The sequence below is a fragment of the Halomonas sp. ML-15 genome (genome assembly GCF_014779595.1).
GTDB lineage: Bacteria > Pseudomonadota > Gammaproteobacteria > Pseudomonadales > Halomonadaceae > Franzmannia.
Genome location: NZ_JACXZT010000010.1, coordinates 165746 through 180311, shown reverse-complemented (window position 1 = coordinate 180311; position 14566 = coordinate 165746). Strand labels below are relative to the sequence as shown.

At 62.5% G+C, this 14566-nt stretch carries 12 protein-coding genes; 6 read left to right on the top strand and 6 right to left on the bottom strand.

The features are described from left to right. Positions 1 to 80: 80 nt before the first annotated feature. The 6 genes from IEI94_RS07820 to siaD all read left to right on the top strand — a co-directional run bounded on the left by IEI94_RS07820 (position 81) and on the right by siaD (position 6662). On the top strand, positions 81 to 710 hold the full coding sequence (locus IEI94_RS07820) for an SDR family oxidoreductase (protein ID WP_191166749.1): 630 nt from the start codon (positions 81 to 83) through the stop codon (positions 708 to 710). A 61-nt stretch (positions 711 to 771) separates the two neighbouring features. After that, positions 772 to 2712, top strand: a complete 1941-nt coding sequence (locus IEI94_RS07815; protein ID WP_191166748.1) for an exoribonuclease II — start codon at positions 772 to 774, stop codon at positions 2710 to 2712. Between the two features lie 161 nt (positions 2713 to 2873). After that, positions 2874 to 4913 carry a biofilm regulation protein phosphatase SiaA gene (gene siaA / locus IEI94_RS07810; RefSeq protein WP_191166747.1) on the top strand — a complete coding sequence of 680 codons (2040 nt, stop codon included), beginning with the start codon at positions 2874 to 2876 and terminating at the stop codon, positions 4911 to 4913. Between the two features lie 29 nt (positions 4914 to 4942). After that, positions 4943 to 5476, top strand: coding sequence for a biofilm regulation protein kinase SiaB (gene siaB / locus IEI94_RS07805; protein WP_191166746.1), 534 nt, complete (start codon positions 4943 to 4945; stop codon positions 5474 to 5476). Between the two features lie 8 nt (positions 5477 to 5484). Next, on the top strand, positions 5485 to 5883 hold the full coding sequence (siaC, locus tag IEI94_RS07800) for a biofilm regulation phosphoprotein SiaC (RefSeq protein ID WP_412030902.1): 399 nt from the start codon (positions 5485 to 5487) through the stop codon (positions 5881 to 5883). Continuing rightward, positions 5880 to 6662, top strand: coding sequence for a biofilm regulation diguanylate cyclase SiaD (gene siaD, locus IEI94_RS07795; protein ID WP_191166745.1), 783 nt, complete (start codon positions 5880 to 5882; stop codon positions 6660 to 6662). The genes siaC and siaD overlap by 4 nt, the downstream gene beginning before the upstream one ends. Positions 6663 to 6677: 15 nt before the next feature. On the opposite strand, the gene IEI94_RS07790 is transcribed toward siaD, so the two are convergent. From IEI94_RS07790 to odhB, 6 genes are all read right to left on the bottom strand, one after another. Further along, the gene (locus tag IEI94_RS07790) at positions 6678 to 7550 is read right to left on the bottom strand and encodes an urea carboxylase-associated family protein (RefSeq protein ID WP_191166744.1); all 873 of its coding nucleotides are present in this window, start codon (positions 7548 to 7550) and stop codon (positions 6678 to 6680) included. A 19-nt stretch (positions 7551 to 7569) separates the two neighbouring features. Continuing rightward, on the bottom strand, positions 7570 to 9180 hold the full coding sequence (locus IEI94_RS07785) for a BCCT family transporter (protein WP_191166743.1): 1611 nt from the start codon (positions 9178 to 9180) through the stop codon (positions 7570 to 7572). 177 nt (positions 9181 to 9357) lie between these two features. After that, a complete protein-coding gene (gene sucD / locus IEI94_RS07780) occupies positions 9358 to 10230 on the bottom strand; it encodes a succinate--CoA ligase subunit alpha (RefSeq protein WP_191166742.1) in 873 nt (290 codons plus the stop codon). Next, positions 10230 to 11396: an ADP-forming succinate--CoA ligase subunit beta gene (gene sucC, locus IEI94_RS07775; RefSeq protein ID WP_191166741.1), complete on the bottom strand. Its 1167-nt coding sequence runs from the start codon at positions 11394 to 11396 to the stop codon at positions 10230 to 10232. The genes sucD and sucC overlap by 1 nt, the downstream gene beginning before the upstream one ends. A gap of 140 nt (positions 11397 to 11536) precedes the next feature. Beyond that, positions 11537 to 12973 carry a dihydrolipoyl dehydrogenase gene (lpdA, locus tag IEI94_RS07770; protein WP_191166740.1) on the bottom strand — a complete coding sequence of 479 codons (1437 nt, stop codon included), beginning with the start codon at positions 12971 to 12973 and terminating at the stop codon, positions 11537 to 11539. Between the two features lie 45 nt (positions 12974 to 13018). Next, a complete protein-coding gene (gene odhB, locus IEI94_RS07765) occupies positions 13019 to 14560 on the bottom strand; it encodes a 2-oxoglutarate dehydrogenase complex dihydrolipoyllysine-residue succinyltransferase (RefSeq protein WP_191166739.1) in 1542 nt (513 codons plus the stop codon). Positions 14561 to 14566 lie beyond the last annotated feature (6 nt).

Sequence of the window (14566 nt, the reverse complement as noted above, 5' to 3'; positions counted from 1 at the left end):
CTAACGTATAGCCGATCGACCTGCGACCACAAGCATCGAACGCGTATGCTGGGTGATAACACCGTGTGATAGGAGAGGCCATGAAGACGCTCGTAGTAGGCGCCAACGGCCAGATCGGCCGCCAGTTTTGCGAACTCGCCCGGCGTGGCGGCATGTCGCTGCGCGCCATGATCCGCGATTCCGACCAGCAGCCCTGGTTTCATGAGCGCGGCATCGATACCGTGATCGGCGATCTGGAAAGCGATATCCACCAGGCCTTCAATGGCTGCGATCAGGTCATCTTCTGCGCCGGTTCCGGGCCGCACACCGGCCCTGACAAGACGCTGATGATCGACCTCCATGGCGCGATCCGCTGCGTCGATCTGGCGGTAGAGCGGGGCCTGGAGCGTTTCATCATGGTCAGCGCACTGCGTGCCAACGATCCCATGGCCGCCCCCGCCAAGCTTCGCCCCTACATGGCCGCCAAGTTCGCCGCCGACGCCTATCTGCGCAGCGCCCGCATCCCTCACGTCATCCTCAAGCCCGGCAAGCTCACCGATGCTCCGGCGACGCGACAGGTCGCTACCGCACTGGAGCATGCCCAGGGTATCGAGGTATCGCGGGGCAACGTGGCCCACGCGTTACTCTATTTGAGCCAGGCGCGCATGCTCAAGAACCGCGAATTCGACCTGCTCGACGGCGAGTCGAGTATCGCCATGGCGCTGCTGTAATTGGCGGGGGCAGCGGGAATCCGTATAGTGATCGTCTACCCTCGCCAAGCTAAAGTGTCCGATGCTGCAGAACAATGCCCTGCTTGCTCAGCTCAAGCAACAGATTCGCTCTACCACGCCCCGCGTAGAGGGCGTGATCAAGGCCACCGACAAGGGTTTCGGGTTTCTCGAGACCGACGACGGCGAGTCCTACTTCGTGCCACCGCCGGCCATGAAGCAGGTCATCCACGGTGACCGCGTCGCCGCCGTCGTCCATGAGGAGGGCGACAAGCGCTCCGTCGAACCGGATACCCTTATCGAACATGGCCTGTCGCGCTTCGTTGCCCGTGTTCAGAAACGCGACGGACGGCTGGCGGTGGTGCCCGACCACCCCTCGATCAAGAACGTGCTCAAATCGCGTATCAAGCGCAGCCTCGATGAGGAGAGCATAGGCGACGGCGACTGGGTGGTGGCCAGACTGGTGCGCCATCCGCTCAAGGAGAATGATCGCGCCTTCTTTGCCCAGATCGACGAACTGGTGGCCAAGGTCGACAACCCGGCGGTGCCGTGGCGCGTGACCCTGGCCCGCCACGCCCTGGAACAGGCCTCCCCCGAGGCCGGCGATGAGTGGCCGCTGCGCGATGAAGGTCTCCAACGTGAGGACCTGACCGCCGAGCCGTTCTTCACCATCGATGGCGAGAAGACACGCGACATGGATGATGCCCTGCGCATCGAGGCCCGCGACGGCGGCGGCTGGCGGCTCAGCGTCGCCATCGCCGATCCTACTGCGTATGTCGATGAACAGCACGCCGCCGACCTCGAAGCCCGGGTTCGTGCCTTCACGGTCTATCTGCCAGGGCAGAACGTCACCATGCTGCCGGAAGTGCTGGCGGACGATCTCTGCTCGCTGTGGGAAGGCCGTGAGCGTCCGGTGCTGGCTTGCACGCTGGAGGTCAATGCCGACGGCAGCCTCGGCGACTACCGCTTCTTTGCCGCCACCGCCAAGTCGCATGCCAAGCTGGCCTATGATCGGGTTTCCGACTGGCTCGAGGGCCAGGGCGAGTGGGCGCCGAGCGACGAGATTGCGCCTCAGCTCAAGGCGCTGCGCGACCTTACCGAGGCCCGTAGCGCCTGGCGTGCCGAGCATGCACTGGTGTTCAAGGATCGGCCCGACTATGAATTCGAGCTCGACGAAGCGGGCAACGTGCTCGGCATCCGCACCGAGGAGCGGCGCATCGCCAATCGCATGATCGAAGAGTCGATGATCGCCGCCAACGCCTGCTGCGCCGACCTGCTTGCCGACAAGGTTGGTCACGGCATCTTCAACGTGCACCGCGCCTTCGATCCGGACAAGGCCGAAGCCGCGCATGAGTTTCTCAGCGCCCAGCAGATCGAGGTCGAGCGCGAAGCTCTCACCGAGCTGCCACGCTACCGTGAGCTCAAGCGCGCCCTCGAGAGCCGCGAGGATGCTTGGCTAGACATCCGTCTGCGCCGCTTCCAGGGCTTTACCAGCATGTCGGCACTGCCCGGCCCGCACTTCGGCCTGGGGCTTGCCGCCTACGCCACCTGGACCTCGCCGATCCGCAAGTATGGCGACATGGTCAACCACCGCCTGATCAAGCGGGTGCTCAAGGGTGAGAGCGCACCGGCCGAGGCCAGCCAGCAGCTCACTGAGCAGCTCACCGAGCGGCGCCGCCTAAACCGCATGGCCGAGCGCGACGTCAAGGACTGGCTCTACGTTCGCTTCCTCGGCGAGGCCGCCAAGCAGCAGCAGACCTTCGACGCCGAGATCATCGCCATCAACCGCGGCGGCATGCGCGTGCGGCTAGTCGCCAACGGCGCCACCGCTTTCGTGCCGGCCCCGCTGATGCACAGTGACCGCGACAAGGTGGCCATCGACGACAAGGAAGGCCGCGTGCAGATCGAAGGCGAAGAGCGCTACAAGCTCGGCGATGCCATTCGCGTGGCGCTCACCGAAGCTCGTGAAGAGACCCGCTCCCTGGTGGCGCGCCCAGAGGCATAGTCAACACCAGTGCGCGACCAAGCCTCGACAGCCAGCGGCTGTCGAGGCTTTTGCGTGCCTACCTCGAGAAAGGTAACTCGCGTGTAAGTGATATTTATGGCAAGGTAACGCAAAAGGATGACAACGGTGGGCGAGAGTATCCACCAGGGAAAGTTGACGCGATGGCAGCAACTCTTGGACTGCGCGGCAAGTCGGTCGCGACCATGCTGCTGGCCTGCCTGCTGGCATTGATACCTGCTTTATTGATCGGCTGGAAAGCCGTCGATGAGGTACGTCGCCACTTCGCCACGGCCTATGCCGAACAGTATACCTTGCTGCAGATGCAGCGAATCACGGCACCCGTTTCCCGCGAACTGGCCCTTTCACGGCGTTTCGCAAACTCGGTGGTTACCCGCGAGTGGCTGCGCCAGCCAGAAGATCCCGAGCGCCGCGAGCGCTTCATCGCCGAGGCTGAAGGCTTCCGGCAGCAGTTCGGCAGCAACGCCTACTTTATTATCGATCACACCACCCAGGACTACTACTTCGCCGACCAGCGCAGCGAGGCGCTGAGTCCACGCTACCGCCTCTTCGCCGATGAACCGCAGGATGCCTGGTACTTCACTGCCATGGCCAGCACCTCGACGTACAATATCGACGTCAGCCATGACCGCGAGCTGGATCGCACCAAGCTGTGGGTCAACGTCAAGGTGCGTGATAACGGCGAATTGCTGGGACTAGCAGGCGGGGCGCTGGATCTCGAGGACTTCCTGGCCCACGTCATCCGCACCGAGGCTCCCGGATTGACCTCCATGATCGTGGATCCTCGCGGGATCCTACAAGCCCACCCCGACCAGTCTCGCTTGGCACTCGGCTCCGCCAGCCATCCCTTGGATGCCGATAGTCAGCAACGTATTCAGTCGTCGCTTGCCGACGCCCAGCAGCGCGAAGCGCTCAGGCAAGCCATGCAGGCCGTGATCCGTCGGCCTGGCGATATCCGCGGCATGGAGGTCGAGATAGACGGCGAGCCCAGACTGCTGACAGTGGGCTATATCCCGGAACTGCAGTGGCTATTGATCACCACGCTGGATATGCAGGCCGCGCCACTGCTCGAGGGACGCTGGTTCTGGCCCCTGCTCGGGGCCCTGTTAATGACCCTGGCCATCCTGACGGGGGCCTTCGCCTACGCCACCCATCGCTTGATTCTGTCACCACTGAAGCGTCTCACCCTCTCCGCACAGGCCATCACCCACGGCGACTATAGCCTGCCGTTACCCGCCGAGCGTGAAGACGAGATCGGCGAGCTGTCACAGGCCTTCTCTCACATGGCCCGTCAGGTAGAGCATCACACCCGCAACCTGGAATCGCAGGTTCGTGAACGCACCCATGAGCTGGAGACGGCCCATAGCGCCATGGCGATCGCGCACAAGCAGCTCGGTGACTCTATCCAGTATGCCAGCATCATTCAGCGAGCCATCTTGCCCGACGCCCAGCTCCGCGGCCATCTTGGTGCCTGCCATGGCGTGCTGTGGAAACCCCGCGACACCGTGGGCGGCGATTTCTACGTCTTCCGGGCGACCCCCAACGGCTATCTTATCGGCGTGGTGGACTGTGCCGGCCACGGCGTGCCGGGGGCGATGATGACCATGTTGGCCCGTGCCATCATCGACAACGCCATCGCTCACGAGGGGGCCGACGACCCGGCTGCCATTCTCAACGAGATCGACCACCAGTCACGGCAACTGCTGCCAGCGGAGCAGCTGCCCTCCTCCATCGCCACCAACATGGATATTGGCCTGGCCTGGGTCGAGCCCGACGAAGGGTGCCTGACTTACGCTGGTGCCAAGCTCGACCTCTATGCCAGTGATGGCCACCATCTGGAGTGTTTCAAGGGCAGCAAGCGGGCACTGGGTCACCGCCGCCCTACGCGCTACAGCAACCAGCGCGTGCCGTTTAACGCCGGATGGAGCTATTATCTGTGCAGCGATGGTTTTCTTGACCAGGCAGGGGGAGAGCATGGTTTCGGCTTCGGAAATCGCCGGTTCGAGAGTTTGCTGCGCCACCTGGCGACAACGCCGCTGGATGAACAAGTCAGCGCTTTCGAGGCCGCCCTGGACGACTATCGCGGCGCGCATGCCCAACGCGATGATATTACTGTGCTGATATTCGGCATGGTCCCATCAGAGGATGGGCCCACTCCGCCATTTCACCCCAGCGAGACCTAGCAATCTGCGATGCAAGCCAAGGAATCACTATGGATCTACTGAGCATGCGGGAAAGCTATCAGCATGATCGCATCATGCTGTGCTTCAATGGCCCCATATCACGCAGTCTCATCGAAGAGATCGGCAAGGCGCTGCGCAATTACCTGGACACCCAGCAAGCGGCTCCCTCCGCCGCCATGGACGTGTTCGCCGTCTACATCGAGATGACCCAGAACATCCGCCACTATGCCCGCCGCCAAGGCTACAATGACGAGCTGGCCGCGGCCACGGTGGCCGTGGCACGCAGTGAGCAAGGGCACTACCAAGTCAGTGCCGGCAATCTGGTCGAGCACGCCGACGGGGAGCGGTTGGTCGCCGCCATCAATGAGCTTGCCCGCCTCGACAAGCAGGCCCTGAAGCAAGCCTACAAGCAGCAACTGAGACGTCCCCGTGATGTTGAAGCACCCAGCGGGGCAGGCCTTGGCCTGCTCGATATGGCTCGCAAGTCCAGCCTACCGTTAGAGGCGTCGCTGCAGCCGCTGCCCAATCACCGAAGCTTTTTTAGCTTAACCGCTACGATTTGATGCTTGCCATGACAACTATGATTACTGACCTCGATATCCCCGGCAATCAGTCCTCGCCGGCCATTCAAAGCGACTGGCAAGCCGGCCGCCTGGCCATGCAAGGTGACTCCTATCCGGAGAACTCCTATGAACTGTTCGACCAGGTCATTCACTGGGTACGCCACTTTCTCGACACTGAACAGCGCCCACTGCATCTCGAACTCGCGCTGGTCTATCTCAACACCAGCTCGGTGAAAGCCATGATGGACATATTCGACCTGCTGGAAGAGGCGTTCGATGCCGGCAAGGCGGTGTCGGTCAACTGGCAATATGACGTTCGCAATGAGCGGATTGCCGAGCTGGCCGATGAATTTCGCGAAGATTGCAGCTACCCATTTGCCATCACCCCGGTCAAGGGCGAGTCATGAAAACCCGCGATGAAGAGGCGCTGTTGGCGCGTGTCGCCGCCCTGCTCGAATCGCCAGAGCATGCCGGCCACCCGCTTCACGACGCCCTTCTGGCCCTCTATCGACAGCATTGCGATCAGCACGAGCAGATCCAGCGCCTGATCAATATCTCCGATCGCTACCAGTTGTTGGCCATGGAAGCCCGACAGGTGACCCAGGAGCGCTATGAGCATAGCCTGCGCCGTCAACGCAAACTGTCACGCATCTCGGACGGTTATCAGGCCTTGATGCGTGAACGCAACCAAGCGTTGCACCAAGCCTCCACCCACGATCCACTCACCGATCTCCCCAACCGCCGACTGATCAACGAGCGCCTTGAAAACCTGGTCAACCAAGGGCGCGCTTTCACCCTCGCGCTACTCGATATCGACCACTTCAAACGCATCAACGACCGCTATGGCCACGACGTGGGCGACCGCCTGCTGGTGGCTATCACCCAGACGCTCAGCGCCACGCTACGTGACTACGATCTGTGTGCCAGATGGGGCGGTGAGGAGTTTCTGCTGCTGCTGGCCGACACTCACCTGGAAGAAGCCCAGCCTATTGTAGAGCGTCTGCGCGCCAGCCTGGCCGCCGTCGCCATCCCCGTCGCAGACCAGAGGCTCTCGGTAACGGTCAGTGCGGGCATGAGCCAGCATCGCCCCTGCGAGCCTCACCAAACCACGCTTAAGCGAGCCGATCAGGCGCTGCTTGACGCCAAACGCGCCGGCCGTGACCGTAGCCTGACCGACACTCTCTGAGCATCGTCCGTGTGCTTACTCACCATCACTGGTTCGGCGCTTCTCGGCGGCCCAGTCGACGCTTGGAGCGCGCATGCCGTGGCCGCCACGATAGGGCGCATAGTTGGGCGGCGCCCAGCCGCTGAGACGCTCTGGAGCCAGCCGAAACACCTCGACGCCGATCGGCTGGCAGGTGGATAGCGGATCCTTGGCGTCGGGGCCCCACAGATCCAGCGACAGATCACCTCCCGGACAGCACGACAGGGCGCAGAGCAGATCGATCTCGGCGAAGAATTCGATGTAGTCCCCTTCCCGAGCCGGACAGGCCTTCATGAAATACTGATCGTCGTCGTTAAGTCCGGTGCACTGAAAAACGTTAAGCACATCGTGGACATCGAACTCGGTGAGCCCGAATGGCGTCACCGCGCGCACCAGGTTCGAGTGGCAGTGGTGGTCGAAGTCCTCGCCGGTGAGCAGCTTGTTGACGTAGGGATCACAGCGCGTGCCGAGCAGGTCATGGACACGGCCGCCGTCATCATCGACACCGTAGCCCTCGAGGGTGTCGGCGATAATCGTCGCCATCGGCCGCAGATAGGGGAGCGTCGACCATAGCCGATCGAAGGTCGAGACGTGGGCCCGCTGCAGCTGACGCGTTCGCGACGCCCAAAAGCGTTCGCGGGGATTGTGCTGATGCCAGAGGTTGAAATCACCCACCTGGGGGCCATGCAGCGTCGAGAGCCGCAGCACATGACCCGCAGGCACCGTCCAGGCCAGACCATCGCGTAGTGGGACCACATGCTGCGCGATGCGCTCACGGTCGGCAGGATCGGTGAGCCGCCCATAGAAGTCGCGATCCACATCGAGCACCGATCCCGGGTTTGCCTGATAGGCGGCGGACACCTTGGCCATGCAGTCTCTCCTTGTGACGTCACATCTGGTCAGGATGAGGCGGTGTGCCCACCTTGGCCTGACTGATGCGCTCGGCGGACAGCCCGCGGTAGAGCGCAAAGATCATCGCGAACACCATGATGAAGATCGGCAGACCGATTACCGTAATCACCTGCTGCAGTGCCTCCAGCCCAGCTTCGCCGGCGAGTACGATCAGCATCGCCGCCACGGCGCCTTCGGATATCCCCCAGAACACCCGCTGGCGAACCGGGCCCTGGCCCGAATCACCGGTACACAGCATATCGACCACCAGGGATGCCGAATCCGAGGACGTCGCGAAGAAGATCGCCACGATCACCACCGCCAGCCCCTGGATCAGCGTAGTGGCGGGGAAATGCTCGAAGAAGGCGAACATCGCCAGCGGCACGCTCTCGGCCACCGCCGCCGACATCACCCCGGCCTGATCGCCCAGCGCCTCACGGGCGGCGCTGCCGATGCCATCGATCTCCATCGCCGACCAGCCGAAGATCGCGAACCACACCAGGGTGAACAGCGACGGTGCGAACAGCACCCCCAGCACAAACTCGCGGATGGTGCGGCCCTTGGAGATGCGCGCCACGAAGATGCCGATAAACGGCGACCAAGTCACCGTCCAGGCCCAGTAGAATACCGTCCAGTTGCCCTGCCAGCCCCAGCTGCCCCCCTCACGAGTGTACTGCGCCAGAGTATCGTTCCAGAACGCCATGGGCACGATATTGGAGACATAGATGCCCAGGGTCTCGATGATCCCGCGCAGCAGGAATACCGTGGAGCCGGTGATCAGCACGAACAGCATCAGGCCGGTGGCCATGCCGATATTGATGTTGGAGAGCACCTTCACGCCCTTGTCGAGCCCCGCTACGATCGACCCCACGGCCACCGCGGTCAAAGCGATGATAATCAACACCTTGACGGTGACGTTATCGGGCACCCCCATCAGCTCGGACAGGCCGGCGTTGATCTGCGAGGTGCCCAGACCGATCGACACCGCCACCCCGAACAGGGTGCCGAGTACCGCGAAGACATCGATGGTCTTGCCGAGCGGGCCGTAGACCCGCTCCTTGAGTAGCGGATAGAACACCGAGCTGACCCTCATCGGCAGGCCATGACGGTGGATGAAGTAGGCGAAGGCGAGCCCCGGCAGGGTGAAGATGGTCCAGGTATGCAGCCCCAGGTGGTAGAGCGAGAAGCCGATCGCCTCCTGGGATGCCGCCACCGAGTGTGCCTCGATATCCCCGTGAGGCGGATTCGAGAAGTGGAAGATCGGCTCGGCCACGCCCCAGAACATCAGCACCGTGCCGATACCGCCGGCAAACAGCATGGTGAACCAGGAGATATTGCCGTACTCGGGTTTTTCATCCTCGCGCCCGAGACGAATCTGACCGTAGCGGCTGATCGCCACCCACAGCAGGAACAGCAGCCAGGCATTGACGCCCATGATGAAGAACCAGCCGAGGTTGGTGACGACCCATTCACGGCCGCCGGCGAACACGTCTCTTATGGTTTCCGGAGCGATCAGCAGCGCCAGCAGAAAGAGCACCATCAGCCCTGCCGAGGTGAAGAAGATGGTCGGTTCGGTGCGCAACCCAAGTCGTTTAGCCAGCTCGTCCATAACGCCCCCTGCTCCCTGTGGCGGGATGAATCGCATCCCGATGGCATTCGCCATTCAGCCTAGCAGTTCTTGTCCATGACGCTGTCACATGCGCTTGCGGGCAATCAACGGAGACGAAAAAGGGCACCCGGAGGTGCCCTTTAGGACGTACGACGCGACGCTGAAACGGCGTCCGACTTACCAGCCGGTGACCTGCTTCAGAGCATCGCCGATCTCGGCCAGCGAACGCACGGTCTTGACGTTGGCGTCTTCGAGGGCGGCGAATTTCTCGTCCGCGGTGCCCTTGCCACCGGAGATGATCGCCCCGGCATGGCCCATACGCTTGCCCGGAGGCGCCGTAACGCCAGCGATGTAGGAGACCACCGGCTTGGAGACATTGGCCTTGATGTAGGCTGCGGCCTCCTCTTCGGCGGTACCGCCGATCTCACCGATCATCACGATCGCCTCGGTCTGCGGATCCTTCTCGAACATCTCCAGGATATCGATGAAGTTGGAGCCCGGGATCGGGTCGCCGCCGATGCCTACACAGGTCGACTGGCCGAAGCCGTGGTCGGTGGTCTGCTTGACCGCTTCATAGGTCAGGGTACCGGAGCGCGACACGATGCCGACACGGCCAGGCTGGTGGATATGGCCCGGCATGATACCGATCTTGCACTGGCCCGGGGTGATCACACCGGGGCAGTTGGGACCGATCAGGCGCACGCCCAGCTCGTCACACTTGACCTTGGCGTCGAGCATGTCGAGGGTCGGGATGCCTTCGGTGATGCAGACGATCAGCTTGATACCGGCGTTGGCGGCTTCGAGGATCGAGTCCTTGCAGAACGGTGCCGGCACGTAGATCACGCTGGCCTCGGCGCCAGTCTTCTCGACCGCTTCCTTGACGGTGTTGAAAACGGGCAGACCGAGGTGCTCCTGGCCGCCTTTACCCGGCGTTACGCCACCGACCATCTGAGTGCCGTAGGCAATCGCCTGCTCGGAGTGGAACGTTCCTTGGCCACCGGTGAAGCCCTGGCAGATGACCTTGGTGTTCTTGTCGATCAGGATACTCATTACTTGCCCTCCGCCGCGTTAACGACCTGCTGTGCCGCGTCGGTCAGACTGGTAGCCGCGATGATGTTCAGACCGCTAGACGCGAGTTTTTCCGTACCTAGCTCGGCGTTGTTGCCTTCCAGGCGTACGACAACCGGCACGTTGACACCGACCTGCTCAACGGCACCGATGATGCCTTCAGCAATCATGTCGCAGCGTACGATACCGCCAAAGATGTTAACCAGTACGGCCTTGACGTTATCGTCAGACAGAATGATCTTGAACGCTTCTGCAACACGCTCTTTGGTTGCACCGCCGCCAACGTCGAGGAAGTTGGCCGGCTTGCCGCCGTTGAGGTTGACGATGTCCATGGTGCCCATGGCCAAACCAGCGCCGTTGACCATGCAGCCGATATTGCCATCGAGCGCTACGTAGTTGAGTTCCCACTTCGCCGCGTCCGCTTCGCGCTCGTCTTCCTGAGACGGGTCGCGCATCGCCTGCAGGTCCGGGTGACGGTACAGCGCGTTGCTGTCCAACCCCAGCTTGGCGTCGAGGCAGTGCAGATTGCCTTCGTCGGTGATCACTAGCGGGTTGATCTCGAGCAGCGCCAGGTCTTTCTCGTGGAACAGCTTGGACAGCCCCAGGAAAATCTTGGTGAACTGCTTGATCTGATCGCCCTTGAGGCCAAGCGCGAAGGCCAGTTCACGGGCCTGGTAGGGCTGCGCACCGACCAGCGGATCGATCTCGGCCTTGAGGATCTTCTCGGGCGTCTCCTCGGCGACCTTCTCGATCTCGACACCGCCTTCGGTAGAGGCCATGAAGACCACGCGGCGGGTAGTACGATCGACGACCGCGCCCAGATAGAGCTCATCGGCGATATCGGTGCAGGTCTCGACCAGAATCTTGGCGACCGGCTGACCGTGTTCGTCAGTCTGGAAGGTGACCAGGTTCTTGCCCAGCCACTGCTCGGCGAAGGCCTTGGCCTCGGCCGGGTCCTTGATCAGCTTGACGCCGCCGGCCTTGCCGCGACCACCGGCGTGGACCTGGGCTTTGACCACCCACATGTCGCCGCCGATCTTCTTGCACGCTTCTGCTGCTTCGTCGGGAGTGTCCACTGCAAAACTCTTGGACACTGGCAGACCATAGTCGGCAAACAGCTGCTTGCCTTGATACTCGTGAAGGTTCATCGATTCATGCCATTGGTTGCATGTGACTCGAACGATGACCGCGGACACTTGACTTGATGCAGTGCGTTCCCGGGTCACCCCCGTCTGCTTCCGATACGTCGCCGGAAGCAATGCGCCGCCCGAGGGCGGCGCTTGTTGTCTTACTTACGCTTCTTGCGATTGGCCATATGGATAGCGTGCCCATCCACGGCGAGTGCCGCTTCGTGGACCGCTTCCGACATGGTCGGGTGCGCATAGCAGGTCAGCGCCAGATCTTCGGCGCTGGAACCGAATTCCATGGCGATCACGCCTTGGGCGATCATCTCACCGGCGTGCTGGCCGACGATATGCATGCCCAGGATCCGGTCGGTCTCGGCATCGGCGATCACCTTGGCCATGCCTTCGGTGGCGTTGTTGGCCATGGCGCGACCGCTGGCGGCGAACGGGAAAGCCCCGGTCTTGACCTCGATGCCGGCCGCCTTGGCGTCCTGTTCGGTCATGCCGACCCAGGCCACCTCGGGGAAGGTGTAGATCACGCTGGGGATGGCGTCGTAGTTCATCTCGGCCTTATGACCGGCGATGATATCGGCCACCATGATGCCCTCTTCCGAGGCCTTGTGCGCCAGCATCGGGCCGCGTACACAGTCGCCGATGGCGTAGACGCTCGGCACGCTGGTGCGGCACTGGTCGTCGACGAAGATAAAGCCGCGCTCGTCGAGCTTGACGCCGGCATCATCGCCCAGCAGCCCCTGAGTGTAGGGACGGCGGCCGACGCACACGATCAGCTTGTCGAACACCTGCTCCTGCTCGCCCTTGGCGTCGGTGTACTTGACGGTGACTTCCTTGCCGTTGGTCTCGGAGCCGGTGACGCGAGCACCCAGCTTGATGTCCAGGCCCTGCTTCTTGAGCAGCTTCTGGGTCTCCTTGGCGATGGCCGAGTCGACCATCGGCAGGAAGGAGTCCATGGCCTCGAGCACGGTGACCTCGGAGCCCAGGCGACTCCACACGCTGCCTAGCTCCAGGCCGATCACGCCGGCACCAATCACGCCCAGACGCTTGGGGGTCTCATCGAACTCCAGCGCACCGGTGGAGTCGACGATCAGGCCTTCGGTAAGCGGGGTCGGCGGAATTTCCACCGGCACCGAACCGGAGGCGATGATGATGTTATCGGCCTCGTAGACGGCCTTGTCACCATCCTTGTTGACCTCGACCTGCTTGCTGGAGAGCACCTTGCCGGCGCCCTCGAGAGCGGTGACACCGTTGGCCTTGAACAGCCCGGCAACACCGCCAGTGAGGTTCTTAACGATCTTGTCCTTGCGGGCCATCATCTTGGTGACGTCCATCTTGACGTCACTGGCCTGGATACCCATGTCGTCGAAGTCGTGCTGTGCCTCGACGAATTTATGCGAAGCTTCGAGCAGCGCCTTGGACGGAATACAGCCCACATTCAAGCAGGTGCCGCCGTGCACGACCTTGCCTTCCTTGCCGATCCACTTTTCGACACAGGCGGTCTTCAGGCCCAGTTGGGCGGCACGGATGGCGGCCACGTAGCCGCCAGGGCCCGCACCAATCACGATCACATCGAATTTATCGGCCATGAATTCGTTTCCTGTTGGGTTGCGCGTTAGTCGTTGGCAGTCGCGTTACACGTCGAGCAGCAGACGTGCCGGATCCTCGAGCAGTTCCTTGATGGTGACCAGGAACTGCACCGCGTCCTTGCCATCGATCATGCGGTGGTCATAGGAGACCGCCAGATACATCATCGGGCGAATCTCGACCTTGCCGTTGACCGCCATGGGGCGCTCCTGAATCTTGTGCATGCCCAGGATCGCGGTCTGCGGCGGGTTGATGATCGGCGTCGACATCAGTGAGCCGAAGATGCCGCCGTTGGTAATGGTGAAGGTGCCACCCTGCATTTCGTCGATGCCCAGCTTGCCATCGCGTGCACGCTTGCCGAAGTCGACAATGGTCTTCTCCACGTCGGCGATCTTCATGCTGTCGGTGTCACGCAGCACCGGCACCACCAGACCACGCGGGGTAGACACCGCCACGCCGATGTCCTGATAGCCGTGGTAGACGATATCGCTGCCGTCGATGGAGGCGTTGACGTCGGGGAAGCGCTTGAGCGCCTCGCTTGCCGCCTTGACGAAGAAGCCCATGAAGCCGAGCTTGGTGTCGTGGGCTTTTTGGAAGGTCTCCTTGTACTGAGCGCGCAGATCCATCACCGCACCCATGTCGACCTCGTTGTAGGTGGTCAGCATGGCGGCGGTTTGCTGGGCCTGGACCAGACGCTTGGCGATGGTCTGACGCAGGCGGCTCATCGGCACACGCTTCTCGGGACGCTCACCCTCGACAACCGGCGCGGCAGCAGCGGCCTGCTTGGGCGCAGCGCTCGCGGCAGCCTTCTTGGCACTGCCCTGCTTGACCGCCTTCTGAACATCCTCCTTGAGGATCCGGCCACCCTTGCCGGTGCCGTCGATCTTGCTCACGTCGAGATCATGCTCGGCGACCATCTTGCGTGCCGCCGGGGCGAGGATCTTGTCGCCGACCTTCTCATCGGCGCTGTCGCTGGACGCGGCACTCTCTGCCGGCGCCGCCTCGGCGCTACCGCTGTCACCACCGGCGCCTTCGGCAAATACTGCCAGTACCTCTTCGGAGGCGACCTGACTGCCCTCCTCGGCCTTGATCTCGGTCAGGGCGCCGTCGGCTGGCGCCACCACCTCGAGCACCACCTTGTCGGTCTCGATCTCGGCCAGCACCTCGTCGCGCTTGACCGCTTCGCCGACCTGCTTGTTCCAGCTGGCCACGGTGCCTTCCTGGATCGACTCGGGGAAGGAGGGTGCCTTGACGTCGTGCTGTTTGCCGCTGGCGGCCGGCTTGGCGTCAGACTCGGGGCCATCTGCCTTGGCCGCCTCACTCTTCTTGCCAGACGCCTTGGCCTTGTCACCCGCCGCGCCGAGAATGCCCAGCACCTGCTCCGACTGAACGGTATCGCCTTCCTCGGCGTTGATTTCGCTCAGCGTGCCGGCTTCCGGCGCCACCACTTCGAGCACCACCTTGTCGGTCTCGATTTCGACGATCAATTCGTCGCGCTCAACGCTGTCGCCCGGCTGCTTGTGCCAGGCCGCCACGCTGCCTTCGGCAACGGACTCTGGAAAGGTTGGCGCTTTGATCTCGGTAGCCATGTTGTT

What these genes read in the sequence shown, in the direction of transcription:
- odhB (WP_191166739.1), bottom strand. Translation starts at nt 14,560, where the DNA reads ATGGCTACCGAGATCAAAGCGCCAACCTTTCCAGAGTCCGTTGCCGAA.
- sucD (WP_191166742.1), bottom strand. Translation starts at nt 10,230, where the DNA reads ATGAGTATCCTGATCGACAAGAACACCAAGGTCATCTGCCAGGGCTTC.
- siaB (WP_191166746.1), top strand. Translation starts at nt 4,943, where the DNA reads ATGGATCTACTGAGCATGCGGGAAAGCTATCAGCATGATCGCATCATG.
- siaC (WP_412030902.1), top strand. Translation starts at nt 5,485, where the DNA reads ATGACAACTATGATTACTGACCTCGATATCCCCGGCAATCAGTCCTCG.
- lpdA (WP_191166740.1), bottom strand. Translation starts at nt 12,973, where the DNA reads ATGGCCGATAAATTCGATGTGATCGTGATTGGTGCGGGCCCTGGCGGC.
- sucC (WP_191166741.1), bottom strand. Translation starts at nt 11,396, where the DNA reads ATGAACCTTCACGAGTATCAAGGCAAGCAGCTGTTTGCCGACTATGGT.
- siaA (WP_191166747.1), top strand. Translation starts at nt 2,874, where the DNA reads ATGGCAGCAACTCTTGGACTGCGCGGCAAGTCGGTCGCGACCATGCTG.
- IEI94_RS07820 (WP_191166749.1), top strand. Translation starts at nt 81, where the DNA reads ATGAAGACGCTCGTAGTAGGCGCCAACGGCCAGATCGGCCGCCAGTTT.
- IEI94_RS07790 (WP_191166744.1), bottom strand. Translation starts at nt 7,550, where the DNA reads ATGGCCAAGGTGTCCGCCGCCTATCAGGCAAACCCGGGATCGGTGCTC.
- IEI94_RS07815 (WP_191166748.1), top strand. Translation starts at nt 772, where the DNA reads ATGCTGCAGAACAATGCCCTGCTTGCTCAGCTCAAGCAACAGATTCGC.
- siaD (WP_191166745.1), top strand. Translation starts at nt 5,880, where the DNA reads ATGAAAACCCGCGATGAAGAGGCGCTGTTGGCGCGTGTCGCCGCCCTG.
- IEI94_RS07785 (WP_191166743.1), bottom strand. Translation starts at nt 9,180, where the DNA reads ATGGACGAGCTGGCTAAACGACTTGGGTTGCGCACCGAACCGACCATC.